This is a genomic window from Corallincola platygyrae (assembly GCF_039544265.1).
Lineage (GTDB): Bacteria > Pseudomonadota > Gammaproteobacteria > Enterobacterales > Neiellaceae > Corallincola > Corallincola platygyrae.
In genome coordinates this window covers 1-512 of record NZ_BAABLI010000018.1, presented here as the reverse complement: position 1 = coordinate 512, position 512 = coordinate 1, and the positions used below count along the sequence as shown (strand labels likewise).

The 512-nt window shown below is 52.7% G+C and carries 1 protein-coding gene; it reads left to right on the top strand.

Features of this window, described 5'->3' with window-relative positions:
- Positions 1-512, top strand: a 512-nt coding sequence (locus ABEA14_RS16075) for a GTP-binding protein (RefSeq protein WP_345341351.1), incomplete at both ends; no start/stop codon positions are given.

The following is a 512-nucleotide window of genomic DNA, read 5'->3' as shown; positions in this document are numbered from 1 at the left end:
CGTGAGCGTGGTATCACCATCGCAACTTCTCACGTTGAATATGACACGCCAACTCGCCACTACGCGCACGTTGACTGTCCTGGACACGCTGACTACGTGAAAAACATGATCACCGGTGCTGCCCAGATGGACGGCGCGATCCTGGTAGTAGCAGCAACTGACGGTCCAATGCCTCAGACTCGTGAGCACATCCTGCTGGGTCGCCAGGTAGGCGTACCTTACATCATCGTATTCATGAACAAGTGTGACATGGTAGATGATGAAGAGCTGCTTGAGCTGGTAGAGATGGAAGTTCGTGAACTGCTGTCTGACTATGACTTCCCAGGTGACGACCTGCCAGTAATTCAGGGTTCAGCTCTGAAAGCTCTGGAAGGCGAGAAAGAGTGGGAAGACAAGATCATCGAGCTGGCAGAAGCGCTGGATTCTTACATCCCAGAGCCAGAGCGTGACATCGATAAGCCGTTCCTGCTGCCAATCGAAGACGTATTCTCAATCTCAGGCCGTGGTACTGT